The 25,637-nt window shown below is 55.0% G+C and carries 27 protein-coding genes; 26 read left to right on the forward strand and 1 reads right to left on the reverse strand.

Annotation, left to right across the window (positions count from 1 at the left end; translation table 11 throughout):
* The first annotated feature begins 3 nt into the window (after positions 1 to 3).
* The 17 genes from J2X61_RS10165 to spoVM all read left to right on the forward strand — a co-directional run bounded on the left by J2X61_RS10165 (position 4) and on the right by spoVM (position 16,935).
* A complete protein-coding gene (locus J2X61_RS10165; protein ID WP_274471177.1) occupies positions 4 to 1,875 on the forward strand; it encodes a bifunctional homocysteine S-methyltransferase/methylenetetrahydrofolate reductase in 1,872 nt (623 codons plus the stop codon).
* A 41-nt stretch (positions 1,876 to 1,916) separates the two neighbouring features.
* Positions 1,917 to 2,789 (forward strand): YicC/YloC family endoribonuclease, encoded by an 873-nt coding sequence (locus tag J2X61_RS10170; RefSeq protein ID WP_310187624.1) that lies wholly within the window; start codon positions 1,917 to 1,919, stop codon positions 2,787 to 2,789.
* A gap of 34 nt (positions 2,790 to 2,823) precedes the next feature.
* Positions 2,824 to 3,084 (forward strand): extracellular matrix/biofilm regulator RemA, encoded by a 261-nt coding sequence (gene remA / locus J2X61_RS10175; protein ID WP_009672664.1) that lies wholly within the window; start codon positions 2,824 to 2,826, stop codon positions 3,082 to 3,084.
* Positions 3,074 to 3,712 carry a guanylate kinase gene (gmk, locus tag J2X61_RS10180; RefSeq protein WP_274471181.1) on the forward strand — a complete coding sequence of 213 codons (639 nt, stop codon included), beginning with the start codon at positions 3,074 to 3,076 and terminating at the stop codon, positions 3,710 to 3,712. Before remA ends, gmk begins: the two co-directional genes overlap by 11 nt.
* 1 nt (position 3,713) lies before the next feature.
* Positions 3,714 to 3,959 carry a DNA-directed RNA polymerase subunit omega gene (gene rpoZ, locus J2X61_RS10185; protein ID WP_274471182.1) on the forward strand — a complete coding sequence of 82 codons (246 nt, stop codon included), beginning with the start codon at positions 3,714 to 3,716 and terminating at the stop codon, positions 3,957 to 3,959.
* Between the two features lie 71 nt (positions 3,960 to 4,030).
* Entirely contained in the window at positions 4,031 to 5,251 is a 1,221-nt protein-coding gene (gene coaBC, locus J2X61_RS10190; RefSeq protein WP_310187626.1) for a bifunctional phosphopantothenoylcysteine decarboxylase/phosphopantothenate--cysteine ligase CoaBC, read from the forward strand.
* Positions 5,251 to 7,764, forward strand: a complete 2,514-nt coding sequence (priA, locus tag J2X61_RS10195) for a primosomal protein N' (protein ID WP_310187627.1) — start codon at positions 5,251 to 5,253, stop codon at positions 7,762 to 7,764. Before coaBC ends, priA begins: the two co-directional genes overlap by 1 nt.
* A 40-nt stretch (positions 7,765 to 7,804) precedes the next feature.
* Positions 7,805 to 8,287 carry a peptide deformylase gene (gene def, locus J2X61_RS10200; protein WP_274471189.1) on the forward strand — a complete coding sequence of 161 codons (483 nt, stop codon included), beginning with the start codon at positions 7,805 to 7,807 and terminating at the stop codon, positions 8,285 to 8,287.
* Complete coding sequence (fmt, locus tag J2X61_RS10205) at positions 8,284 to 9,261, forward strand: methionyl-tRNA formyltransferase (RefSeq protein ID WP_274471190.1); 978 nt, start codon at positions 8,284 to 8,286, stop codon at positions 9,259 to 9,261. Before def ends, fmt begins: the two co-directional genes overlap by 4 nt.
* A 19-nt stretch (positions 9,262 to 9,280) precedes the next feature.
* Positions 9,281 to 10,738 (forward strand): 16S rRNA (cytosine(967)-C(5))-methyltransferase RsmB, encoded by a 1,458-nt coding sequence (gene rsmB / locus J2X61_RS10210; protein ID WP_310187629.1) that lies wholly within the window; start codon positions 9,281 to 9,283, stop codon positions 10,736 to 10,738.
* A gap of 119 nt (positions 10,739 to 10,857) precedes the next feature.
* Entirely contained in the window at positions 10,858 to 11,928 is a 1,071-nt protein-coding gene (gene rlmN, locus J2X61_RS10215) for a dual-specificity RNA methyltransferase RlmN (RefSeq protein ID WP_274471194.1), read from the forward strand.
* 11 nt (positions 11,929 to 11,939) lie between these two features.
* On the forward strand, positions 11,940 to 12,704 hold the full coding sequence (locus J2X61_RS10220; protein WP_310187632.1) for a Stp1/IreP family PP2C-type Ser/Thr phosphatase: 765 nt from the start codon (positions 11,940 to 11,942) through the stop codon (positions 12,702 to 12,704).
* Entirely contained in the window at positions 12,701 to 14,809 is a 2,109-nt protein-coding gene (pknB, locus tag J2X61_RS10225; RefSeq protein ID WP_274471197.1) for a Stk1 family PASTA domain-containing Ser/Thr kinase, read from the forward strand. Before J2X61_RS10220 ends, pknB begins: the two co-directional genes overlap by 4 nt.
* On the forward strand, positions 14,809 to 15,738 hold the full coding sequence (gene rsgA, locus J2X61_RS10230; RefSeq protein ID WP_274471199.1) for a ribosome small subunit-dependent GTPase A: 930 nt from the start codon (positions 14,809 to 14,811) through the stop codon (positions 15,736 to 15,738). The genes pknB and rsgA overlap by 1 nt, the downstream gene beginning before the upstream one ends.
* A gap of 7 nt (positions 15,739 to 15,745) precedes the next feature.
* A complete protein-coding gene (rpe, locus tag J2X61_RS10235; protein ID WP_274471200.1) occupies positions 15,746 to 16,396 on the forward strand; it encodes a ribulose-phosphate 3-epimerase in 651 nt (216 codons plus the stop codon).
* A 12-nt stretch (positions 16,397 to 16,408) separates the two neighbouring features.
* A complete protein-coding gene (locus tag J2X61_RS10240; protein WP_274471201.1) occupies positions 16,409 to 16,654 on the forward strand; it encodes a hypothetical protein in 246 nt (81 codons plus the stop codon).
* Positions 16,655 to 16,854: 200 nt separating this feature from the next.
* A complete protein-coding gene (gene spoVM / locus J2X61_RS10245; protein WP_014652194.1) occupies positions 16,855 to 16,935 on the forward strand; it encodes a stage V sporulation protein SpoVM in 81 nt (26 codons plus the stop codon).
* Between the two features lie 97 nt (positions 16,936 to 17,032).
* On the opposite strand, the gene rpmB is transcribed toward spoVM, so the two are convergent.
* Complete coding sequence (gene rpmB / locus J2X61_RS10250) at positions 17,033 to 17,221, reverse strand: 50S ribosomal protein L28 (protein ID WP_127452218.1); 189 nt, start codon at positions 17,219 to 17,221, stop codon at positions 17,033 to 17,035.
* Positions 17,222 to 17,487: 266 nt separating this feature from the next.
* Between rpmB and J2X61_RS10255 the strand changes: the two genes are divergently transcribed.
* From J2X61_RS10255 to J2X61_RS10295, 9 genes are all read left to right on the forward strand, one after another.
* Complete coding sequence (locus J2X61_RS10255; protein ID WP_274471662.1) at positions 17,488 to 17,847, forward strand: Asp23/Gls24 family envelope stress response protein; 360 nt, start codon at positions 17,488 to 17,490, stop codon at positions 17,845 to 17,847.
* Positions 17,848 to 17,876: 29 nt separating this feature from the next.
* Complete coding sequence (locus J2X61_RS10260; protein WP_379240488.1) at positions 17,877 to 19,613, forward strand: DAK2 domain-containing protein; 1,737 nt, start codon at positions 17,877 to 17,879, stop codon at positions 19,611 to 19,613.
* A gap of 44 nt (positions 19,614 to 19,657) precedes the next feature.
* Positions 19,658 to 20,515, forward strand: a complete 858-nt coding sequence (locus J2X61_RS10265) for a DegV family protein (protein ID WP_310187635.1) — start codon at positions 19,658 to 19,660, stop codon at positions 20,513 to 20,515.
* Positions 20,516 to 20,518: 3 nt separating this feature from the next.
* Entirely contained in the window at positions 20,519 to 22,564 is a 2,046-nt protein-coding gene (gene recG, locus J2X61_RS10270; protein ID WP_274471204.1) for an ATP-dependent DNA helicase RecG, read from the forward strand.
* 33 nt (positions 22,565 to 22,597) lie between these two features.
* Positions 22,598 to 22,864, forward strand: coding sequence for a DUF1294 domain-containing protein (locus tag J2X61_RS10275; protein WP_274471206.1), 267 nt, complete (start codon positions 22,598 to 22,600; stop codon positions 22,862 to 22,864).
* Between the two features lie 60 nt (positions 22,865 to 22,924).
* On the forward strand, positions 22,925 to 23,221 hold the full coding sequence (locus J2X61_RS10280; protein ID WP_274471207.1) for a stage VI sporulation protein F: 297 nt from the start codon (positions 22,925 to 22,927) through the stop codon (positions 23,219 to 23,221).
* 147 nt (positions 23,222 to 23,368) lie between these two features.
* A complete protein-coding gene (locus J2X61_RS10285; protein ID WP_274471208.1) occupies positions 23,369 to 23,740 on the forward strand; it encodes a YhjD family protein in 372 nt (123 codons plus the stop codon).
* The gene (locus J2X61_RS10290; RefSeq protein ID WP_310187637.1) at positions 23,737 to 25,005 is read left to right on the forward strand and encodes a DNA polymerase IV; all 1,269 of its coding nucleotides are present in this window, start codon (positions 23,737 to 23,739) and stop codon (positions 25,003 to 25,005) included. The genes J2X61_RS10285 and J2X61_RS10290 overlap by 4 nt, the downstream gene beginning before the upstream one ends.
* Positions 25,002 to 25,499 (forward strand): YhjD family protein, encoded by a 498-nt coding sequence (locus J2X61_RS10295; protein WP_310187638.1) that lies wholly within the window; start codon positions 25,002 to 25,004, stop codon positions 25,497 to 25,499. Before J2X61_RS10290 ends, J2X61_RS10295 begins: the two co-directional genes overlap by 4 nt.
* Positions 25,500 to 25,637: the final 138 nt, after the last annotated feature.

Consider the following 25,637-nt stretch of genomic DNA (forward strand, 5'->3'; position numbering starts at 1 on the left):
ACGATGAAACTGGATCTTCGAGCGGCGCTGCAGCGGGAAATTATAACCGGTGACGGCGCGATGGGGACTTATTTATATCAAATGGGCTTTCCGGTCGGCATTTCATATGAAGAGCTGAATTTGCTCAGACCGGAAACGGTTGCTGACGTGCACCGCCGTTATTATGAGGCCGGTGCTCGTCTTATTGAAACGAACACGTTTTCGGCCAATCGCGAGAAATTGTCGAAATACGGGCTCGAAGGCGATGTCGAAGCGATTAACCGCGCAGGCGTAGAGCTTGCCCGCAAGGCTGTCGGCGACGGCGCTTATGTCGTTGGAGCGATCGGCTCGATTCGTGCCGGCAAGCGCAAGAACGTGCGCACCGCTGATGTCGAAGCGTCGCTGCGGGAGCAGATTGGCATCCTGCTGGATTCGCCCGTGGACGGATTGTTGCTGGAGACGTTCTACGATCTGGAGGAGCTGCAGCTGGCGCTGCGCATCATTCGCAGCATGAGCGGGCTGCCGGTCATCTGCCAGTTCGCGAACGAAGGGACAGGCAGCACGCAGGACGGCGTGCCGCTGCAGGAAGCGTTCCTGCGGCTGCAGGATGACGGCGCCGACGTCATCGGCTTCAACTGCCGCGTCGGCCCGAACGGGATTCTCCGCTCGATGGAGAAGCTGACGCCGCTCGCCGGCGTGCCGTTCTCGGCGTTCCCCAACGCCGGGCTGCCCGACTACGTCGACGGGCAGTATACGTATGCGGCGACGCCGCAGTATTTCGCCGAAAGCGCGCTGCGCTTCGCCGATCTGGGCGCGCGCATCATCGGCGGCTGCTGCGGCACGACGCCGGAGCACATCGCCGCCGTCGCGCAGGCGCTGCAGGGCTACGTGCCGGCAGAGCCCGGCACAGCGGCACCCGCGCGTGCGCGCGTGCTCGAGCCGGCTCCGGCCAAGCCTGCGCCGCCGGCCGGCAAACCTTCGCTGCTGGAGATTGTGAAGCAGCGCAAAACCGTCATCGTCGAGCTGGATCCCCCACGGGATCTCGACATCGAGAAATTCCTGCAGGGCTCGAAGGCCCTGCAAGACGCGCATGTCGACGCCATTACGATGGCCGACAATTCGCTCGCGGTGACACGCATGAGCAACCTGGCGCTCGGGTACCTGGTTCAGGATAAGCTTGGCGCGCGTCCGCTCATTCACATCGCGTGCCGCGACCGCAACATGATCGGGACGCAGTCCCATCTCATGGGGCTTCACGCACTGGGCATCGACCATGTGCTGGCCGTGACCGGCGATCCCGCCAAATTCGGCGATCTTCCGGGGTCCAGCTCGGTGTACGATTTGACCTCATTCGAAATTATCCGGATGATCAAACAGCTGAACGAAGGCATCGCGTTCTCCGGCAAGCCGCTGAAGCAGAAGGCGAACTTCGTGGTCGGAGCTGCGTTCAATCCGAATGTCAAGCATTTGGATAAAGCGGTTCAACGGCTGGAACGCAAAATCGAAGCCGGCGCCGATTACATCATGACTCAGCCGGTTTACGATGCTAAACTGATCGAACAAATTTATGAAGCGACCAAGCATCTGGATATACCGGTCTTTATCGGTATTGCGCCTTTGGCCAGCGGCGGGAACGCGGAGTATTTGCATAATGAAGTTCCGGGAATCCGGCTGTCCGACGAAGTGCGGGCGCGCATGAACGGCTTGAAGGGGCCGGAAGGCCGGGCGATGGGCGTGGAAATCGCCAAGGAGCTGCTGGATGCGGCGATGCCTTACTTCAACGGCATCTATCTCATGACGCCTTTCTTGGCGTACGAAATGTGCGTAGACCTGACAAAGTATGTGTGGGAAAAGTCGAATCGCCATGATTTCCACTTGTACCCACTTTCAAAATGAATTAAAATAGGGTAATGGATGTGATAAGGATGATTTGCAGTATGACCGGATTCGGACAAGCGAATCGTTCTTTTGCCGGGTACAATGTGTTTATCGATGTGAAATCGGTCAATCATAGGTATAGTGAAGTGTCGATTCGAATGCCCAAGGAATGGGCGGTCTTTGAAGACGCTTTGAAGAAAACGGTGCTGCAAGCTGTGAGAAGAGGACGCGTGGACGTCTTCGTCACAGCGGAACGTGAAGCGGCTTCCGCCAAGAGCGTGACGGTGGATTTTGCTATGGCAGATGCGTATTTGCAGGCTGCGGAGCAATTGAAGGAACGCTACGGGTACGCCGAGCAGATCGGGCTCAAAGATTTATTGACGCTTCCTGATCTCGTTCAAATGAAAGAATTACGCAAGGAGCCTGATGAAGCGATTCAGCAGGAATTGTGCGCCTGCTTGCAGGAGGCCGTTGGCCAATTATCCGATATGCGGCTGCGCGAAGGCGCGTTTCTGGAGCAAGACATTCGCGAGCGTTTGACCGAGCTGAAGAGGCTCCATACGGAACTGGAAGCTTTGGCTCCCGGTGTCGTTCTGGAGTATGCCGCGAAGCTGACGGCCCGGATTCAGTCGCTTCTGCAGGAGCAAGCGCCTGTGGATGAGCAGCGACTTGCCTCAGAGATTGCGATTTTCGCAGACCGTTCCAATGTGGATGAAGAACTGACTCGTCTTAAGAGTCATTTCGGGCAATGCCATCAAGTGCTTGCAGAGAAAGAGCCTGTCGGACGAAAGCTGGACTTCCTGATTCAAGAGATGAACCGCGAAGTGAACACGATCGGATCCAAATCGAATCACTCGGAGCTGACGGCTAGAGTGATCACGATGAAAGCAGAGCTTGAGAAGATGCGCGAACAAATACAGAATATCGAGTGAAGCGGCATGGAGCTTCGCGAGGAGGAAGCCCTTAATGGCTATCAAATTAATTAACATCGGGTTCGGCAACATCGTATCGGCGAACCGCATTATCTCGATTGTGAGTCCGGAGTCGGCTCCGATCAAGAGGATCATTCAAGAGGCACGTGACCGTCACATGCTGATTGACGCTACGTACGGCAGAAGAACCCGTGCCGTTATTATTACGGATAGCGATCACGTGATTTTATCGGCAGTACAGCCAGAGACGGTAGCACATAGACTTTCCAACAAGGACGATGATCATGACGAGTAATACGAACACTCTTGAGCGCGAGAGAGGTATTCTGATTGTTTTATCCGGTCCTTCCGGCGTCGGCAAGGGGACTGTGTGCGCTGCGCTGCGCAAGTGCGCGCCGGAGATCGTGTATTCCGTTTCGGCTACAACCCGCTCTCCTCGTCAAGGGGAAGTTGAGGGCGTGAACTACTTCTTCAAAACGCGCGAGCAATTCCAGCAGATGATTGACACGGATGAAGTGCTGGAGTGGGCGGAATACGTAGGGAATTTCTACGGGACGCCCAGACGTTTTGTGGAGGAGACGCTGCGCTCCGGCCAAGACGTGATCTTGGAGATTGAAGTGCAGGGTGCTTTGCAAGTGAAACAAAAGTTTTCCGAAGGTGTGTTTATTTTCTTGCTGCCGCCTTCGCTGGATGAGCTGGAGAACCGGATTGTCACGCGTGGTACGGAGACGGATGAAGTGATTCGCAGCCGCATGTCGGTGGCGATTGACGAAATCCGCTTGATGGAACACTATGATTATGCTATTGTGAACGATCATGTGGAAACGGCATGCTCCAAGATTCAAGCGATTTTGACGGCAGAGCACTGCAAGAAAGAACGCATGTATCCCAAAATCGTACAATGGATAGATGAGGTGAAATAAAATGTTATATCCTTCAATCGATAAACTTCTGGATATCGTTGACAGCAAGTATTCTTTGGTTGTCGCTGCTTCCAAAAGAGCAAGATCGCTGCGCGACGGCGCGAAGTCGGATTTGAAAGGCCAGAAAGCTCATAAACATGTGGGTTTGGCACTGGAAGAGCTATATGGCCACTACATCGGCTACGAGAAGATCGAGCCAGCCGAACTTGAGAAAAAGAAAGAGACAGAAACAGAGTCGGAGATATAAAATGCTTACCCAACAACCCTTTGTGGTTGTTATTTTTTTCTCGGCATAGGTGCTGGAAAGGGGGATTGCTCATGAGTGCTTTAAAGGGTAAAACGATTGTACTGGGCGTATGCGGGGGGATCGCCGCTTACAAGGCCGCTGCGCTGACGAGCAAGCTGACGCAGGCCGGCGCGACCGTGCGCGTCATTATGACGGCTTCCGCCGTTCAATTCGTAGCGCCGTTAACGTTCCAAACGCTGTCGCGCCATCATGTATTCGTGGATACGTTCGATGAGAAAGATCCGTCCGTTGTGTCCCATATCAACTTGGCGGACAGCGCCGACCTGGTGCTGATCGCTCCGGCAACGGCCAACACGCTCGGCAAGCTGGCGCTGGGACTCGGTGACGACATGCTCAGCACGACGCTGCTCGCAACGACGGCGCCGATCTGGGTTGCCCCGGCGATGAACGTCCATATGTACGAGAATCCGGCCGTGCAGCATAATTTGCAGACGCTGCTTAACCGAGGCGTGCGTTTCATTGAGCCTGGCGAAGGCCAATTGGCTTGCGGCTATGTCGGGAAAGGCCGGCTGGCTGAGCCTGAGGAGATATTGGCTGCGGTGGAGCGCCATTTCCAGGGAGAGCCAGGCCGTCTCGCCGGCAAGCGGGTGCTCGTGACCGCCGGAGGCACTGTCGAGCGAATCGACCCGGTCCGCTATATTACGAACGATTCTTCGGGCAAAATGGGCTATGCCATCGCCGAGGAGGCTGCCCGTATGGGGGCGGCCGTTACGCTCGTGTCGGGACCTAGCGCTCTGCCTGTTCCTTGCGGCGTAGAACGCGTTTCCGTACAGTCCGCGCTGGATATGCGCGAGGCGGTGCTGGCCCGTTTCGACCAAAGCGAGCTTGTGATCAAAGCGGCAGCGGTCGCCGACTACCGTCCGGCCGCTCCGTCTGAACAGAAGATCAAGAAGAAGTCCGACTCGCTCACGCTGGAGCTGATCAAAAATCCGGATATTTTACAGGAGCTCGGCACGCTCAAAAAACATCAGCTCGTCATCGGCTTTGCTGCGGAAACGGAGCGCCTGGACGAGTATGCGCTGGAGAAACTAATCCGCAAAAACGCCGATCTCATCGTCGGCAACGACGTGTCCCAGGAAGGGGCGGGCTTTAGCGGCGATACGAATGCCGTGCGTATTTTTGACCGCCATGGCTTGGTAGAAGCGCTGCCTGTTCAGAGCAAGAGAGATGTGGCGCGCAGGCTGCTCGAGCTGGCGGCGGACCGGATGCAGGCAGCAGCGAGGGAGTCCTGATGTACGCCAAGGTCATTGTCGATGTCCCTGCGAAGCAAACGAACCGGGCGTTCGACTATGAAGTTCCTCCGGCTCTAAGGAAGTGGGTGGAGGTTGGCAGCCGTGTCGGCGTGCCTTTCGGCCCGCGGGTGCTGCAAGGTTTCGTTGTCGAATTGCATGAGAATACGCAGCTCGATGCCAAACGGGTTAAGCCGATTCAGAATGTCATGGATCTCGTGCCGCCTCTGACGGAGGAGCTTGTGAAGCTGGGCAGATGGATAAGCGCCATGTACCTGTGTCACGAAGTCACGGCGATTCAGGCGATGCTGCCGGCTGCGCTCAAAGCGAAGTACGAGCGGGCGATCGAGGTTGCGGATGAACCCGGGGACCAGTCGCTGCTGGATATGCCGGATCTCCAGTCGATTCTCTCCTTTGTCCGAAGCAAAGGGACGGTCCCCATGGAAGCCCTGATGGAGCGCTTCGCTGCCGATGGAGCGCTGATCAAGCAGCTGCTGAGCGCGGGCATTTTAACGGAGGTACAAGTCGTCAAAGACCGCATGAGCACGAAGAAGGCGCTGACGGTCTTTCCTCCTCCGGGAGGCGAGGGGCTGGAGCAAGCGTTGTCCGAGCTGCCGGCGCGGGCTCATAAACAGCAGGATGTGCTGCGGTATTTGCTGGAGCATCCCCATGCCATCCGGCTGACCGAGCTGATGGAAGCGGTGGAAGTCGGTGCCTCGACGGTCAAAAGCTTGGCCGACCGCGGGTGGATCCAGCTGCGCGAAGTCGAAGTGATGCGCGACCCCTATGCGGGTCGTGCTTTTGTGAAGACGCAGCCGCTGCCTCTGACGGAGGAACAGAGCGGGGTTTTCGCGGAAATCCGGGGTGCTGTCGCAGACAGCCGGCACGAGGTGTTTCTGCTGCACGGTGTGACGGGGAGCGGGAAAACCGAAGTCTATTTGCAATCCATTCAACAATGTCTCGATATGGGGAAGGAAGCGATCGTCCTCGTTCCGGAGATTTCGTTGACGCCGCAAATGGTGGAGCGGTTCAAAGGGCGTTTCGGCGATCAGGTGGCCGTTCTGCACAGCCGGCTGTCGAACGGAGAGCGTTACGACGAGTGGCGTAAAATTACACGCAAGCAAGTGAAGGTTGTCATCGGCGCGCGTTCGGCGATTTTTGCTCCTTTTACACAAATCGGACTTATCATTATTGATGAAGAGCATGAATCCTCCTACAAACAGGAAGAAAGTCCCAAATATCATACGCGTGACGTAGCGGTGAAGCGTGCGAGCATGCAGGGGGCCGTCGTCGTGCTCGGTTCCGCAACGCCGTCGCTGGAGAGTCTGGAACGAACGAGAAGACGCCGCGACCGTCCTGTCCCCCCTTACAAACTGCTTACGATGAAGGAACGCGTGGCCAGCAGGCCGATGCCGCCGGTTGCGATTGTCGACATGCGGGAGGAGCTGAAGAGCGGCAATCGCTCGATGTTCAGCACTGCGCTGTATAAAGCGATTGAAGATCGGTTACACAAGAAAGAACAGATTGTTTTGCTGCTGAACCGACGCGGGTACGCAACGTTCGTCATGTGCCGTACGTGCGGCTACGTGGCGGCATGCCCGCATTGCGACATCTCGCTCACGTATCACCAAAGCTCGCGCATGCTGCGCTGTCATTATTGCGGCTATGCGGAGCGCGAGGTGACCGAGTGCCCCAGCTGCCAGTCCAAGCATATTCGTCATTTCGGAACGGGCACGCAGCGCGTGGAGGAAGAGCTGGGCAAAATTTTCCCCGGCATCCGCGTCATTCGGATGGATGTGGATACGACGACGGAGAAAGGCTCGCATGAGAAATGGCTGACGATGTTTCGCGAGAAGCAGGCGGACGTGCTGCTCGGCACGCAGATGGTGGCCAAAGGGCTTGATTTTCCCGACGTGACATTGGTCGGGGTGATCGCAGCGGATACGGTGCTGAATATCCCGGATTTCCGCTCGGCGGAACGGACGTTTCAGCTGCTGACCCAAGTGGCCGGAAGGGCCGGACGGCACGAGAAGCAGGGGGAAGTGTATGTCCAGACGTATACGCCCGAGCATTACAGCGTGCAGTATGCGAGCCACCACGACTACATCGCCTTCGCCAATCATGAGCTTGATGTGCGGGCCAATTTGGGCTATCCGCCGTACCAACGGCTCATTTTGGTTACTTTCTCCCATGAGCAGGTGCCGCTTCTGGTTCGTTTCGCGGAAGCCTTCGTCACCAGGCTCAAAGAAATTGCACAAGAATATGCTATGAAGGAAATGGACCTGTTCGCGGACGCGGTTTCCATGAACAACGACTTCCAGATGGACGTGCTGGGCCCTGTGGCATCGCCTATTTCCCGAATCAAAGATAGATATCGATTCCAATGCGTGGTAAAATATCGGGGGGAAGATCAGGCGGCAGACATTGTCCGGCGAACGGTAGCGTGGTTCGAAGAGCGCTCGGCGAAAGAGAAACTGCAGATCAGCGTCGATGTTGATCCGCAATATTTGATGTAAGTACCCAAATAGAGAAGACTTCAAAAGGTAGGTGCACGTTATGGCTATTCGTATTATTGTGAAAGATCCAGACCCTGTGCTGCGCGAGAAAGCGATCACAGTTACCAAATTCAATTCCAATCTGCATAAATTGCTTGACGATATGGCAGACACGATGTATGAGGCTGAGGGCGTTGGCCTGGCTGCTCCGCAAATCGGTATTTTGAAGCGGGTCATCGTGATGGACTGCGGCGAAGAACACGGCGGTCTGATCGAAATGGTCAATCCGGAAATCGTCACTTCGAGCGGCGAACAAACAGGACCGGAAGGCTGTCTGAGCATTCCGGGGCTTCGCGGCGATGTGACGCGTCCGATGCATGTGACCGCCAAAGGGCAGGACCGTAACGGCAATCCGATCGAGGTGACGGGCACCGAGCTGCTGGCTCGCTGCATTTTCCATGAAATCGACCATTTGAACGGGATTCTGTTTACGGATTTGGCTACCAAAACCTACACTAGCGATGAAGAGGAAGATTCGGAGTGAACATCATTTTCATGGGCACACCGGATTTTGCCGTACCTTCCTTACGAGCGCTGCTGGAGGAGGGCTATAACGTGACGACCGTCGTCACGCAGCCGGACCGGCCGAAAGGCCGCAAGCGCGTGCTGACGCCTCCGCCGGTGAAGGTGGAAGCCGAGAAGCACGGCATTCCGGTGCTGCAGCCGGAGAAGCTGCGTCAGGCGGATTCCGTCGAGGTGCTGCGCGGACTGCAGCCGGACTTGATCGTGACGGCCGCTTACGGCCAGATTCTACCGAAGGCTGTGCTGGATTTGCCGGCGCATGGCTGCATTAACATCCATGCGTCTCTGCTGCCCAAGTACCGCGGCGGCGCTCCGATTCATCACGCCGTGCTGCGCGGTGAATCGGTAACGGGCGTCACCATTATGTACATGGCCACAGGCTTGGATACGGGCGACATGATCTCCAAAGTCGAGCTTCCGATTGAGGATACCGATACGACAGGCACGCTGTTCGAGAAGCTGAGCATTGCGGGCGCCGACCTGCTGAAGCGCACGCTGCCGGATCTGCTGGCAGGGCGTATTCAGGCGGTTCCGCAAAATGAAGCCGAGGCGATCTATTCGCCGAATATTCGCCGGGAGGACGAGCTGATCGATTGGTCGCGTTCGGCCGTCGAGATTTGGAACCAAGTTCGCGGCTTGAATCCGTTCCCTGGCGCTTATACGCTGTGGAACGGCGAAGTCATGAAGGTTTGGGCCAGCGCCAATCCGCGGCATACGGCCGAACCGAGAAGCCGCAGCTTCGCCGGGTCTCCCGCTCCGGGAACGGTGCTGGGCAGCAGCGAGCAAGGTATTGAGGTTATGACTGGTGAAGGTACGCTGTGGCTGACGGAAATTCAGCCTGCCGGCAAGAAAGCGATGCCTGTCTCCGAGTTTGTTCGCGGGGTGCAGATTGCGCCCGGCACGGCATTCGGCAGTGCGAAGGAAGCCACTACTTAACATAAATGAGGTATTCGATTTGTCAACGCACAAACCAACACGTCCTAAGCAAGGACCTGCTAAAGTACAGAGGGCCGGTAAGCCCTCCTCATCCCAACCATCCGGAGGCGCTGCGAAGAGCAGCGCCGTTAAGCTTTCCGCCCGCGATGCGGCGCTGGACGTCCTGATTCGGGTCGAAGAGAATCAAGCGTACAGCAATTTGCTGCTCAATCAGGTCTTGCAGAAGCATGCGCTTGAACGGGCCGATGCGGGCCTGGCTACGGAGCTTGTGTACGGTACGATCGGACGCTTAAATACGATCGATTTCTTTCTCGAGCGCTTCGTCAGCAAGGGGCTTGCGAAGCTGGAGCCATGGGTCCGATGCTTGCTGCGGTTGAGCTTCTACCAGCTGCATTATTTGGACCGTATCCCGGATCACGCCGTCGTGAGCGAAGCGGTGAACATCGCGAAGCGCCGCGGCCATCAAGGGATCTCGGGCATGGTTAACGGCGTGCTGCGCGCCATCCTACGCAGCAAAGCGGAGCTGCAGCTTCCGGCTGCGCTCGGCGACGTGAAGCGCATCGCGCTGGGCCACTCCCATCCGGAGTGGCTCGTGCGCAGGTGGATCCGCCAGCTCGGCCCGGAGCTGACGGAACAGATCTGTGCGGCGAACAATAGGCCGCCGCACGTGAGCATTCGCGCGAACGCGAGGCGGCGCAGCCGTCTGGAGCTGCTGGAGCAGCTCCAGGGCAGCGGTCTCAGCGCGGAAGCGTCGAAGCTGGCCCCGGCCGGCATCGTGGTGCAGGGGGCCGGGAATATGGCGTTGTCCCCCGGCTTTATGGCGGGGGACTTCTCGATTCAAGACGAGAGCTCGATGCTCGTCGCCGAAGCTTTGGAGCCGCGTCCGGGCATGAGCGTGCTGGACTGCTGCGCCGCCCCCGGCGGCAAGACGGCTCACATCGCCGAGAAGATGGACGATACGGGCCGCATCTGGGCGTGCGATCTGCACGAGCACAAGCAGCAGCTGATCGCAGATCAGGCGCAGCGGCTGGGACTGTCGTCCATTCAGACGCTGGTCATGGACGCTGCGAAGCTGGACGAGCACTTCGCGGCGGAGTCGTTCGACCGCATTCTGCTGGATGCGCCGTGCTCGGGCCTCGGGGTTATTCGCCGCAAGCCCGATCTGAAGTGGGCGAAGCAGGAAGCGGAGATCGAGGCGATCAGCGAGCTGCAGTATGCGATTCTCAGCCGGGTGCACCGGCTGCTGAAGCCAGGGGGCGTGCTGGTTTACAGCACGTGCACGATTGAGCATGCCGAGAACGCCGGCATGGTCGAGCGCTTCCTCGCGGAGCACAGCGAGTTCGCGCTTGAGCCGCTGCCGGCGGATGCTTTCGCGAGCGTGGATCCCGCTGCGGCGCTATCCGGCATGGTGCAAATACTGCCGCAGCAGTTTCACTCGGACGGATTCTTCATCGCCCGGCTGCGCAAACGCGGTTAGCGGCGCGTATTCTTGGCGAAGCTCTAACCGAGGGGGATGTGTGTTCGGCCCCGCTTTGTGCTAAAATAGATAAGATTAGCTGAAAATATCGATTAAATAACAACAGGTTGTGATAAAACGTGTCTAATAAGCCTTACTTGAAAGACAAACCATTTGTATATGATTTGAATTGGGACGAGTGGCAGACTTGGGTCAAAGAGAACGGCGAGTCCTCGTTCCGGGCCGGCCAAATTTTTGACTGGCTGTACATCAAGCGCGTATTCAGCTTCGATGAGATGACCAATCTGCCGAAGGCGCTTCGCGACAAGCTCAAAAGCCAGTTCGAGTTCGTCACGCTGTCCGAGATTGCCAAGTACCAGTCGCAGGACGGAACGGTCAAGTTTCTGTTCGAACTCGAGGACAAGAATGCGATCGAAACGGTTGTCATGAAGCATAACTACGGCAACAGTATCTGTGTCACAACACAGGTCGGCTGCCGTGTGGGCTGCACATTTTGCGCCTCCACACTCGGCGGGTTGAAGCGGGATCTGCGTCCCGGGGAAATTGTCGCTCAGGTCGTCAAAGCCCAGAAGCTGCTGGATGAGACGGAGGAGCGCATTTCTTCGATCGTCATCATGGGCATCGGCGAGCCGTTCGAGAATTATGAAGCGACGATGAATTTCTTGCGCGTCATGATTCATCCGAAGGGGCTTAACATCGGCCAGCGTCATATTACCGTATCGACGAGCGGCATTGTGCCGAACATTTATAAGTTTGCCGATGAGAATTTGCAGGTGAATTTGGCTATTTCGATTCATGCGCCGAACGATACGCTGCGCTCGAAGCTGATGCCGGTCAATCGCAGATTCCCTTTTGCCGATTTGATCGAAGCTTGCAAATATTACATTGCCAAAACCGGCAGACGCATCACGTTCGAATACGCCCTTATGGGGGAAGTGAACGATCAGGCCGAGCATGCGGAAGAGTTGGCGAAAGTGCTGAAAGACATGCCTCTTAGCCACGTAAACCTGATTCCTGTGAATTTCGTTGCCGAACGGGATTTCAAACGTACGCCAAGAGATGATATTTTCACCTTCCAACGTATTCTTGAGAAGGCCAAAATCAATGCTACCATACGCCGTGAACAAGGCAGCGACATTGCTGCCGCCTGCGGACAACTGCGCGCGAAGCATATGGAGAGCAAGTCATGAGGTGAATCAGGATGAAGATGGTAAGCCGCACCGATATCGGTAAAGTCCGCCAAGTGAACGAGGATCGCGCCGCCATTTGGCACGAGCTGAACGGCCTCTTTCTAGCTATTGTGGCCGACGGCATGGGAGGCCATCAAGCCGGCGATATTGCCAGCCAAATGGCTGTCGATATCGTCGGCAGTGAGCTCCAATCCATCCATTGGGGAATGCCTGTGGAGGCTTGCAAGCAGGTGCTGAAGGAAGCGATCGAGAAGGCGAACGAGCAAATTTACGCGTTTGCCTCCGAGAAGGAGAATTATCACGGCATGGGAACGACCGTTGTTGCTGTGATTGCCTCCCAAGAGCTTCTGATCATCGGTCATATCGGCGACAGCCGGGCTTATAAAATTGCCGGGGAGTCGATCACCCAGCTGACGGAAGATCATTCGCTCGTTTATGAGCTTGTGAAGACCGGGCAAATTACGCTGGAAGAGGCCGAACATCACCCGCGGCGCAATTGGATTACGCGTGCACTCGGAACGGAACCGGGCGTCGAGGTGGACTTGTATGAGTATGCTTGGCGGCCCGGAGACACCATTCTTATTTGCACCGACGGTTTAAGCGGACTGGTGGACTCCGGCGACATTCTGCGCATCATCAAATCGTATGATGAGCTGGAAAGCGCGGCGGAGAAGCTCATCCAAAGCGCGCTGGATAAGGGCGGAGACGATAACGTTACGGTCGTTTTACTTGGGCACGATTCGGATTCGGACGAGAAAAGGGGTGATGGGAATTGATCGGTAGGAAGCTTGGAGGCCGCTATGAAATCTTGGAGCGCATAGGCGGAGGCGGCATGGCTTTAGTTTATAAAGGGCATGATCTTTTATTGAATCGTAAAGTGGCTGTGAAGGTGCTGCGCTCGCAGTACGTGCATGACGAAGAGTTCATTCGTCGTTTCCGCAGAGAAGCTCAATCAGCCGCTTCACTTTCTCATCCTAATGTCGTCAGTATTTATGACGTGGGACAAGAAGAAGACGTGCACTATATCGTAATGGAATACATAGAAGGCACTACGTTGAATGATTTGATCAAGGAGAGGGCGCCTCTGCAGGTGGAGGATGCGGTTCATTACGCCAGTCAGATTGCGGACGCGCTCGATCATGCGCACCACAATGAAATCATTCACCGCGATATTAAGCCGCACAACATACTGATCGGCAAAAACGGGCGCGTGAAAGTGACCGATTTCGGCATTGCCCGCGCCGCGACCTCTTCGACCATTACGCAAACGGGCTCCGTTGTCGGTTCCGTGCATTATTTCTCGCCGGAGCATGCCAAAGGAACGAATACGGGCGAGAAGTCGGACTTGTACTCCTTGGGCATCGTCATGTACCAAATGCTGACGGCCCGCTTGCCTTTCCTCGGCGAAAGCCCGATATCCGTAGCGCTCAAGCATTTGCAGGAAGACGTGGAAGAGCCGCGCAAGGTCAATCCGCTCATCCCGCAGAGTGTCGAGAACATCATCCTGAAAGCAATGCGCAAAAAGCCCGAGGAACGCTACCAGTCCGCGAAGCAAATGATGGCGGATCTCGATACGTGCCTGAATCCCGACCGCAGGAACGAGGCTAAGGTAGCCTTCTGGGATGCCGACGGGATGGACGAAGAGCGCACCTTGGTGATGCCGGCCATTCGGGCGGACCAATTGAGCGCGAAGTTCGACGACGATGAGGATGAGCCCGAGAAGCCGGCGTGGCGCGAGGAGCCTGCTCCCAAGAAGAAGGGCTGGGTGAAGCCGGTCGTATGGATCGTTATTTTGCTGATCGTTCTGGGCTTCATGTGGTACCTGGTCGGTTATGTGAAAAGCATGTTCGCCGTCGAAACGGTCGAGGTTCCCGATGTCGTGAACATGACGCTGACGGATGCGCAGGCTAAGCTGACGGCTGCCAAGCTGGGCTATACGGTAGAAATCGATGCCGAAAGCAAGGCGCCTAAGGATCAGGTCATTCGTCAGAATCCCAGCGGAATGCGGATGAACGTCGGTACGAAGGTGACGCTGTACGTCAGCAAGGGCGCTCCCAAAATCAAGATGGAGAGCTATATCGGACAACAGCTGAAGGACGCCAAGCTGAAGCTGCAGGCACTCGGCATCAATGAAACGCAGATTACGATTACGCAGGAGACGACGGATGATCCGCCGGATACGATTCTGAAGCAGACGCCTTTAGTCGGCGAAGAATTCGAAGCCGAGAAGGCGGCGATTACGTTCACCGTGAGCAAGGCGAAAGAAACGTTCAAGATGCCGGATCTCGTCGGCTTGACGGAAGCGGAAGCGAAGACGCAGATTACGAAGCTGAATCTGAAGATTCCTGCGAACGGGATTACGCGTGAGAGAAGCTACAAGGTGGCCAAAGGGAAGGTCATCAAGCAGTTTCCTTATGACAAAAATACCGATGTATCCGTCGGATCGGAGATTTCCTTGATCATCAGCGACGGCTTGCCGGAAGATGCCGGTCAAATGACGGTGACCATTCCTGTGAAGCCGACGGTAGAAGGTAAGGATTCCGAGTTCAAGATTATCGTCAGCGATGCCCAGTACGAAAATTTCGAATACAAAACGGAGAAAGTCACGAAACCGCAAAATCTGGATGTGAAGGTCATCGTCTCTCCGGATAAGAAAGCAGTTATCTTGATCAAAGAAGGGGATAACTTGGTTAACTCCATTACGCGCACGTATCAGGATTATTTGGATCAGAAGAACGGGAAGGTATCGCCAAGTCCTTCCGTATCGCCTTCTGCATCGCCTAAACAACAGAACACCGGACCGGCGATTCCGGTCGGAGGCAATGGCAACGGGCAAGCCGGCGGGGCCGCCTCGAAGCCGCCAAGTGGAGGCACAAATTAATGCCGCAAGGAACGATAGTTAAAGCATTGAGCGGATATTACTATGTGCTGCCTGAAGGGGCGGAGCTTCAAGAGGCGAATATGGTTACTTGCCGCGGCAGGGGCGTGTTCAAGAACAGGAAGATCACTCCCCTCGTCGGGGACCGGGTCATGTATGAGGAGACGGAGAACGGCGAAGGGACGGTGACCGAAATCATGCCCCGTACTTCGGAGCTGATTCGTCCGCCTATTGCGAATGTGAATGTTGTTGTACTCGTATTCTCGGTGACAGAGCCCGTCTTGAATTTGCAGCTCATGGATAAGTTTCTTGTTCATATCGAGCATACAGGCATTGACGTGCTGCTGTGCTTCACCAAGAGCGACCTGCTGACGGAAAGCAGTGATGCACCGGGGGCCAAAGAGATGACCGTTTCGGAGCTGGACCGTATTCAGACGCTGTACGAGAATATCGGCTATACCGTGCTGAAGACGAGCTCTAGGCGTCAGGAGGGCGTGGAAGTGATTGCGCAGCATCTTGAGGGTACGGTCAGCGTGTTCGCCGGGCAGTCCGGCGTCGGCAAGTCTTCCTTGCTCAACGAAATGATCAGCGGCCGCAATCTGGAGACGAACGAGATTTCCCATCGTCTGGGCCGCGGCAAGCATACGACGCGCCATGTCGAGCTGCTGCCGCTCCATAACGGCGGTCTCGTCGCCGATACGCCGGGCTTCAGCCAGCTGGACTTCATGGAAGTTGAAGCGGAGGGGCTGAGCGCCTGCTTCAGGGAGTTCGCCGCTGTAGCCGAGGGCTGCAAGTTCAGAGGCTGTCTGCATCTGCATGAGCCGAATTGCAAGGTGCGCGATGCGGTTGCCGAAGGCACCATCGCCGCGTCGCGTTATGATCACTATTTGTTATTTTTGGGGGAAATCAAGGATCGGAAGAGGAGGTATTAGAGAACGAATGGTATACGTAGCACCTTCTATTTTATCAGCCAACTTCGCACAGCTCGGCGAAGAGATCAAAGATGTCGAGCGGGGCGGAGCGGATTGGATCCATGTCGATGTCATGGACGGCCATTTCGTGCCGAATATCACAATTGGTCCGCTAGTCGTTGAAGCGATACGTCCGGTGACGAAACTGCCGCTGGACGTTCATTTGATGATCGAGCAGCCTGACCGCTATATCCCGGAATTCGCCAAAGCGGGGGCGGATCTGATCTCCGTCCATGTAGAGGCTTGCACGCATCTGCATCGGACTCTTGATCTCATCAAGCAGAGCGGCGTCAAAGCAGGAGTTGTCCTTAACCCGGCAACTCCGATCTCTTTGATCGAGCATGTGCTGGATGAGCATCTGGATTTGGTACTGATCATGACCGTCAATCCCGGCTTCGGGGGACAAGCCTTCATTCCCGGCATGCTGAGCAAGATTCGCGCCTTGCGCGAGCAGGCGAACGCGAAGGGATTAACCGGGCTGCATATCGAAGTGGACGGCGGCATTAACGAAGTGACGGCTCGTCAAGTGATGGAAGCCGGCGCCGACGTGCTGGTTGCAGGCAATGCCGTATTCGGGCAAGCCGACCGCGCTGACGCCATCCGCCGCATTCGCGGATAAGGGGAGCGGGACATGAGAATTCTCTGGCTGTTCACGTACAGTATCGTGTGTGCCCTGCTGCTGACGTTTTTCTCCAATATTCATGATTTCACGAAGTATATTTTCTCACTCGGGGCGCTGTACTTGGGGATGCGTTTCTTCCGCAGGTTTGAGGGAATCGGGTTCCGCATTTGGTTCATTGCGATTGCGGTGGTCTTATATTTCATTTTCAGCTTAATTTACGCCCTCTACACACAGATGGGTATAACCGCACCCTAGGTGCATACATATAGTTACAAGAGCATTGCGCTCTTGTAGCTTTTTTTGCTTTCTGGAAGCAATCGATGAGAAAGTAAAATAGAAGGCACTTTTTCACGGGCGGGGCATATACTGTTGTAATGATGTTAGTGCTCACGAAGTCGAAGTCAGTCTTCGGGGATACGTCCGTCTACTGACCAAACTCTAAGGAGGGGTAGAGAATGAAGTTCTACACAATCAAGCTACCGAAATTTTTGGGTGGATTCGTGAAGGCTGTACTGAATACGTTCAGTAAAAACTAGTAAAGCAAACATACGAAGTCCATATCCCAGAAATGCAAAAAAAGCACCGGTAAGGTGCTTTTTGTCTGTGTACATAGAAAAGAATAAGTATCCGAAATTAAACGCGAGCCACTTTACCGGATTTCAACGCACGAGCACTTACGTAAACCCGTTTTGGTTTGCCATCAACGAGGATGCGAACCTTTTGAACGTTAACTCCCCAAGTACGCTTGTTTTTATTGTTAGCGTGGGACACGTGATTTCCTGATTTAGGACTTTTACCTGTAACGAAACATTTGCGGGACATGTTTGACACCTCCTTCGGCAGTATACAAAGCAGCCTGGGTGGCAAGCCTAAGCTTGACATAATATAGACTTTGCTTCTTGCGTTTCTTGTATTAACCAGCAAAAACACACTTAGATATAATAGCATAGCGTAAGCAGCAGAGTCAACGAATTACCTTCTTTTTTGCCGTTTATTTATTTATTATGTTATAGTACAATGAAGATTAGCCCACATTCCAAATACATAGTAAGTGACGACTGAAGTCGACTTGAAGGAGTTGTTAGATGATGCCAATTGAACTCACAACCGAGTATGGAAAAGTGTATATTACGAATGAAGTGATTTCAACACTGGCGGGATCCGCTGCATTAGATTGTTATGGACTTGTTGGCATGGCAACGAGAAAACAATTGAAAGACGGAATAGCCGAGCTGTTGGGCCGGGACAATTTGAGCCGCGGTGTCGAGGTTCGTCGCGAGAACGGACGTCTCGAAATTGATCTTTATATTATTGTCAGCTATGGAACCAAAATATCCGTGGTTGCAGGTAATGTCCAAACGAAAGTCAAATATGTGTTAAACGAAGTCGTAGGACTTCAAGTCGACGATGTGAACATCTTTGTTCAAGGCGTTCGAGTAGCCAAATAAGAGCCTGATATCCAGGAAGGGGAATCACTTTGAGTAAGCGCTTTATTTCAATAAATGGAAATGACTTCACTGCCATGGTCTTGGCGGGTGCGGATAACCTTCGCAGAAATGTAGACAAGGTTAATGGATTGAACGTTTTCCCTGTACCCGACGGAGATACTGGCACCAACATGAATTTAACACTCACCGCAGGTTGTGAGGAACTGAAAAAGAAGCCATCCTCTCATATTGGGAAAGCAGCTGATGCATTGTCCAAAGGGCTACTGATGGGCGCCAGGGGCAACTCTGGGGTTATTCTGTCCCAGCTGTTCCGCGGTTTCGCGAAGCATGTGCACGATTTCGAGCAGGTGAATGCGCAGCAATTCGCGGCTGCGCTGCAGCAAGGGGTAGAGACAGCGTACAAAGCTGTCGTGAAACCGGTCGAAGGCACGATCCTGACGGTATCGAAAGAAGCGGCCAAACACGCGGTGCAGTACAGACGCGGAGGCGACCTGCTTGATCTTATGCAGGAGGTTCTGGGTAAAGCGAAGGAAGCGCTCGCCAGAACGCCTGAGCAGCTTGCTGTGCTGAAGCAGGTAGGCGTGGTCGATGCGGGCGGACAAGGGCTTGTCTGTGTGTACGAAGGCTTTGTGGCGGCGCTAAGCGGAGGTCTGGTGCAAGTGGAAGACGACTATGCCACGATGGATACAAGACTGGATACGGTCTCCGTCGTTCCGGGCATGAATCTGGCCAAAGAAGTGCACGCCCATCTCCCGGCACAGGCGCATATCGCGACGGAAGATATCGAATTCGGCTATTGCACGGAATTTATGCTGACCATTCAGCCTGGCAAGGTGAAGGGCCAGGTGTTCGACGAGAGCAAGTTCCGCGAGCAGCTCGGCAAGCTGGGGGATTCCCTGTTGGTCGTTGCCGATGACGAACTGGTGAAAGTGCATATTCATGCCGAATACCCTGGGGAAGTCATGAACCAAGCGATGAATTACGGCGCTCTGAGCCGGATCAAAATTGAAAATATGCGCGATCAGCATTCACATATATTGGAAGATATGACGGTGGAAGGTTTTGAAGCGGCTGCTCCCGATGCAGCTGCCGCTGCACCGGTTCCGAGTAAGCCGTACGGCTTCGTAGCGGTCGCTCTGGGCGACGGGATTACAGACATTTTGTCGAGCGTAGGCGTTGATGTCGTCCTATCCGGCGGACAGACGATGAATCCGAGCACGGAAGATATCGTGAATGCGGTGAATCGTATCGAGGCCGAGACGATCTATGTGCTGCCGAATAACTCTAACATCATTTTGGCCGCGCAGCAGGCCGCTGATCTGGTCGACAAGACCTTGATTGTCATTCCGTCGAAGTCGATTCCGCAAGGACTTGCCGCCATTCTGGCCTTCCAGGAGAAAGCGGATGCCAAGACGAACACGGAAGCGATGAACGAATCCCTCCGCCGTGTGAAATCCGGCCAAGTGACTTACGCTGTGCGGGATACGAGCATGGACGGCATCGACATCAAGCAGGGGCATTTTATCGGTATCCAGGATGGCCGGATCGTGTCTTCCCAGCCGAGTCTGATGGATGCGTGCAAGAAGCTGCTCGAAGAAATGATCGACGAAAGCAGCGAAATCGTCACGATCCTGACCGGCGAGGATGCCAAAGAGGAAGAAACGGAGGAGCTGGAGGCATTCATCCAGGCGATCTATCCCCAGATTGAAGTAGAGCTTCATCCGGGCGGACAGCCATTATATGCGTACCTGTTCTCCGTCGAATAAATCATCCCGCAGTGAATTCTAAACGGGAATTGGAGTGAGCCCTGTTGACAAACATTCGTATTGTAACGGACAGCACGGCCGACATACCGGCGGCACTTCGCCAAGAATTGAATATTGAGATGGTGCCGCTCAAGATTCATTTTGGCGATGAGCAATTTCTAGATGCGGTGACGATGCGGTCCGAAGATTTCTATGGGAAGCTGACCTCGTCGCCGCACTTCCCCCGAACCTCGCAGCCGTCTCCTGCTGAGTTTCTGGAATTGTATCAAGGCTTGCTCGAAGAGCCCGATACCGAAATCATTTCGATTCATTTATCCTCCGCTCTCAGCGGAACGTATCAGTCGGCCCTGCTGGCCTCCACGATGCTGGAGGAGCATGCGGGCAAGGTGCATGTGTACGACTCCCGATCGGCGTCCTACGGCATCGGTGCGCTGGTTGCTGCGGCTGCGAAAGCGGCCAAAGCCGGCCACAGCGCAGCTGAGATCATCGAGCTCGTACGAACGATGAGAGAGAACTTTTACATATACTTCCTTGTGGATACACTCGAATTTCTGCAAAAAGGCGGAAGAATCGGCAAAGCGTCGGCACTCTTCGGATCGCTGCTGAATATCAAGCCTATTCTCTCGATCGATGGAGAAGGGGAGGTAGCCGCCGTCGATAAGGTTCGAGGGCAGAAGAAAGCGATCGCCCGCATTCTGGAGCTGCTGGCGGCGGATGTGCCGGATCGGACCATCCCGCAGCTACACATTGCACATGCAAACAATTTGGAAGGCGCGGAGCTGCTGCGAGAAGCCATTATGCAGCAATTTAATGTGCAGCAGGTGGACTATATTATACTGGGGCCCGTTATCGGCGCACACGCCGGACCTGGCACCATCGCAGCGTTCGTCAGTACGGTATAAGCGATGGATCTGAATCAAGTTTTAGTACGCGAAGTCCATGGAGTTGGCGCTCAGAAGGCACTTGAGCTTAACGCCATGGGCATTTTTACGGTTATGGATTTGCTGGAATATGTGCCGTTCCGGTATGAGGATTATACCGTTCGTGATATCGCCAGCGTGAAGGACGGCGACCGCGTTACGGTGAAGGGCTTCATCATCGGGGAGCCGGTGCTGCAGCGCTACAGCGGCAAATCGCGGCTATCCTGCAAGGTGATGGTCGACGATTTTCTGCTGACGGCGGTGTGGTTTAACCGCCACTTTTTGAAGGACCGCTTGCGGCCGCAGCAGGAGATCATATTGACCGGCAAATGGGACGCCAAGCGGAGGCAAATGAGCGTGTCCGACTCGGAGTTCCCCGGACAAGGGGATTCCAATACCGGCACCATCCAGCCGGTTTATTCGGTTGCAGGCACCCTTACGCAGAAGTGGATGCGTAAGGTTATCCAGCAGGCGCTGACGCAGTACGGCGCCATGATCAGTGAAGTGCTGCCGGCTTCGCTGACCGGCAAGTACGGGTTTATGCCGCGCAGCAAGGCGCTAGCCATTATCCACACGCCGAGCGGCGTGGAGGAAGGCAAGCAGGCGCGCAGGCGCATGGTTTACGAGGAGCTGTTCTTGTTCCAGCTCAAGCTGCAGGCTTACCGCGCCGTGACGCGCAGCCGCGCGGACGGGGTGAAACAGCAGGTGGACCTGCCTGCTGTACGCGCCTTCGTGCGCGCTCTGCCCTTCCAGCTGACGGAGTCGCAGAAGAAGGTCGTAGGCGAGATCCTGCACGATATGCAGGAGCCGTACAGCATGAACCGGCTGCTGCAGGGAGACGTCGGTGCAGGGAAGACCGTCGTCGCGGCCATCGGCCTGTATGCGACGGTCAAGGCCGGCTACCAAGGCGCGCTGATGGTGCCGACGGAAATCTTGGCCGAGCAGCACAAGCGCTCGCTCGACAAGCTCTTTGAGCCCTACGGGCTGCAGGTTGCGCTGCTGACCGGCAGCTCGACGGACCGCCAGCGGCGGGACCTGCTCGCGTCCTTGCAGATGGGGCTGATTGACGTGCTTGTCGGCACGCATGCCCTCATCCAGGAGGACGTCTTCTTCCGCCAGCTGGGGCTCGTCGTGACGGATGAGCAGCACCGCTTCGGGGTGAACCAGCGCAGCATATTGCGGCGCAAGGGCATGAACCCCGATGTGCTGACGATGACGGCGACGCCGATCCCGCGAACGCTGGCGATTACAGCCTTCGGCGACATGGATGTTTCAACGCTGCGCGAGCTGCCCAAAGGCCGGAAGCCGATCAAGACGTACGCCGTCCAGCACGCCATGCTGGAGCGTGTGCTCGGCTTCATCCAGCGCGAGGTTGCCGCAGGGCGGCAGGCGTACGTCATCTGTCCGCTCATCGAAGAGTCGGACAAGCTGGACGTGCAGAATGCCATCGACGTCCACATTCAGCTGCAGCAGCATTTTCCGCAGATGCGGATCGGCCTGCTGCACGGAAGGATGAGCGCGCAGGAGAAGGAAGCGGTCATGCTCGCCTTCAAAGAAGGGAACGTGGATACGCTCGTATCGACCACGGTCATCGAGGTTGGCGTGGACGTGCCGAACGCCACGCTGATGGTCATCTACGACGCCGACCGCTTCGGGCTGTCGCAGCTGCACCAGCTGCGCGGACGCGTCGGGCGCGGCGAGCATCAGTCCTTCTGCGTGCTGATCGCCGACCCGAAGACCGAGGTCGGCAAGGAGCGCATGAAGGCGATGACCGACACGGTCGACGGCTTCGAAATCGCCCGGCGCGATCTGGAGCTGCGCGGGCCGGGGGACTTCTTCGGCACGAAGCAGAGCGGGCTCCCGGAGTTTCGCATCGCCGATATGATGGCGGACTTCGAGGTCATGGAGGAGGCCCGCGACGATGCCGCCGAGCTCGTGGGCGACTCTTCGTTCTGGACCGGCGCTTCTTTCATGCCGCTGCGGACCTTTTTGCAGAGCGCCCATATTTTTGATAGCGAAGTGTTGGATTAGCAGCGTGTATCCTTGGAAACGAGGTGGTCTCATTTGACATATTTTTTAATTTATTTATTGCTGATGAACATCGTCACCTTCATCGAAATGGGGCACGACAAGGGGCAAGCCAAGAAAGGCGGCCGCAGAGTGCCTGAGAAGCGTTTGTTTCTGTTTGCCGCACTGGGCGGCGGAATCGGCGGATGGCTCGGCATGCGGGTATGGCGGCATAAGACGAAGCACACGTCCTTTGTGATCGGCATGCCGCTGCTTGTCGCGCTGAATTGCATTTGCGTCATTCTCATCGCCATTTATATGTAGTCAAGATTGTGTTCGTTCCCTCATAGGATAGAAGCATGACGGGATATCGGAGGTACGAACATGAGCTATCAGCACTATCAGTACTATGGCATCGATCCTGCGCTCGTTGAGCGAGTTAAGTTCAAATTGAAAAATCCGCAGGTCAAGGAGCGCATCAAAATGCTGCTGCAGGGCGTGACGAAGGCTGATTTGCAAAATCGCGCCAAAGTAACGCGCCTTATCGGGCTGGCAGCCGGAATTTTCGGCGAGAAGCTGACCGGAAGTCAAACGAATCAAATTTTGGAATTCATTCTATCCCAAAAAATCGATCCTTCCAATACCTTTCATTTGATCAAACTATGGTCCATGTTTCGATAAGCCAGTCTCCCAAAGCACCGCTAGCAGGGTTAAACAACCCGGTTAGGTGGTGTTTTTTATTTCCAGAAAAAATTGCTTGCATAACGAATACATGTTCGGTATATAATAAATAACACGAATATATGTTCGCATATGGTGGTGACAAATATGAGTGCTCATGCAAGAGTCGAGACAGAAGAGGATGTTCAAATCATCAAGGAATACACGCTGCTGCCCATTTTGCTCGATATGCTGGCAAGAGATATGGAGGAGCTCAAGGTTTATAAGGACAAAATTGTGTATAATCATATTCTTTTTTACCTCAGAGAGGTGGAGAACGCCATTTACCCTCAATTACAACACATCAAGAGCATGATGAAGAAAAGGGATATTAAAGTGATTCATACCGAAACGAATGCATTAGGTATTAACGTTGAGTATAAAGTCCGAGGCTATATCCATCATTTCACGATGCTGCGCAGCTTGGTCAAGGCCGAACTGATGACTATGCTGATGAATATGCGGGGGGGATTACGGTGAGCAAAGGAAAGGAGCGAACGATACTCCTGGCGGACTGTCAGAGCTTCTACGCAAGCGTAGAGAAGGCCGATCATCCGGGTTGTAGGGATAAGCCGGTGGCGGTCGCAGGCGACCCTGCCATGAGATCTGGCATCATTCTAGCTGCTTGTCCCATTGCCAAATCGTATGGAGTTTCCACGGCCGAACGGCTGGGTGAGGCGCTGAAGAAGTGCCCGGATCTGGTTGTGATGCGTCCGCGGATGCAGCATTATATTGACGTTTCACTTATGATTACCAAAATATACGAAGAATTTACCGATCTCGTCGAAGTTTTCAGTATCGATGAGCAATTTCTTGACGTTACGGCTAGCCTGCCTATATTCGGAGATCCGGATACGATAGCCCAAACCATTCAGCGCAAGGTGCTGCAGCAAACGGGCGTGAAGGTACGCATCGGCATCAGCTCCAATAAAATACTGGCCAAAATCGCCACCGACATCTGGGCCAAGAAAAACGCTACCGGCATATATACGCTGCGCCCTCCGGCCGTAGAAGCGAACATGTGGGAGCAGCCTGTAAGCAAAATGTTCGGCGTCGGTTCGCGAATGACCGCACATTTCGCCAGACTGGGCATGTACACGATCGGCGATGTGGCAAGAACGCCGCTTCCGGTGCTCAAGGATAAGTTCCGCGCGCGCTTCGGCAAACAGTCGGATATACATGCCGAGGTGATGTGGCGTACGGCGAACGGCTTGGACGATAGTCCGGTCACGCCCGGCACGTTCGATACGCCTCCGAAGTCCATCGGTCATATGATGACGCTGCCGAGGGACTACGCGGAGTCTTCCGAGGTAGATACGATCCTTCTCGAGCTAACCGAGGAAGTTTGCCGGGACTGCCGGCGCAAGGGATACATGGCGTCGATCGTTACCGTCAGCTGCATGTGCAGCCCGTTTGACGCCCCGACAGGCTTCTCGCGGCAGATGAAGATGCCGGATCCGACGAATCATACCGGCACCGTATTTCAAGCCGTCAAGAAGCTTTTCTACAAATTCTGGGACACGATGCCTGTCCGCCGCGCCGGTGTGATGCTAAGTCAGTTCGTCAACGACGATACGTATCAGCTTACGCTTTTTGAGGATCAGATTAAGGCGCGGGCGCTTGAGAAGGTAACGGACAGCATCAAGGACCGATTCGGGAATTCGGCGATTGTCCGCGCCTCCTCGCTCACAGCAGCCGGTCAGGCACAGAACAGAGCGCTCAAAATCGGGGGGCACTATAAATGAGCAAGAAACTGGAAAAGAACGGCTTGTGGGAATCAAGCAGGATGATGCTGCCCCAGCACCGCGAAGCGCTGCAAAACCAGCGCAGCGACCGTCATGCTCCGGCGAATCGTCCTACGGCGGAGGATATTGGCATTATGCGCGATTATGTACTGCTGCCCTTCATGCACGGGATGATCAAAAGAAAAGCCGATGAGATCGGGCGATCCGCCGAAACGCTCAGACAGCTGTATTCGCGTGTCACTTACCTGCTCGCAGCCCAAATTCAAGCCGATTTCAGCGAAACGAAAACGAAAATGATGCAAAGAAGCATTCAATTATTCGAAGAGGAGAAGAATGACCGCGCCATTCACTACCGGTACATTTGTCGCGGACACGAAGACGCGCTGATCATTGCCAAAGATTACATGCGCGCCGAAATGAGCGTGCGAACGGCCCGCTATATCGATCAACTAGTCGCTAGCGTGTACAAAAAGACAGACAATCCCGTCACGTAGACCGCAATAGGATCAGGAACAAACAGATGTTGCAGCCGGCAGCCCGATGGAGACCTCCATCGGGCTGTGCGAATTGACGGGAGTATTACTTTTTCTCATAATGGAGGAGAGAGTTACAAGTGGACTTAAAGAACTATC

Origin of the sequence: Bacillus sp. 3255 (assembly GCF_031456485.1) — a bacterium.
Classification (GTDB): domain Bacteria; phylum Bacillota; class Bacilli; order Paenibacillales; family NBRC-103111; genus Paenibacillus_E.